Source organism: Thermus sp. FJN-A (assembly GCF_054655095.1).
Window position 1 is genome coordinate 1 of sequence record NZ_BAAHSC010000002.1, and the last position, 240, is coordinate 240.

The following is a 240-nucleotide window of genomic DNA, read 5'->3' on the forward strand; positions in this document are numbered from 1 at the left end:
GGTCCCCTCGGTCACGGAGGTCACGGGGCGCCTGAACAAGAACCTTCAGGACTGGGCCGTGCGCCAGGTGGTGGAGTACCTCCAGGAAAACCTGGTCCCGGGGCTGGTCCTCACGGAGAAAGAGGTGGACCGCATCCTGAAGGAGGCCGCCGAGGCCCACCACAGGGCCGCCCGGAGCGCCGCGGGGCGGGGCACCGACCTCCACGCCTGGGCGGAGGCCCACTTCAAGGGGGAACGGCC

The 240-nt window shown here is 71.2% G+C and carries 1 pseudogene; it reads left to right on the forward strand.

From position 1 onward, the window contains the following. Nucleotides 1–240, forward strand: a pseudogene (locus tag ACYQ0J_RS00010) (hypothetical protein); the annotation flags it as partial.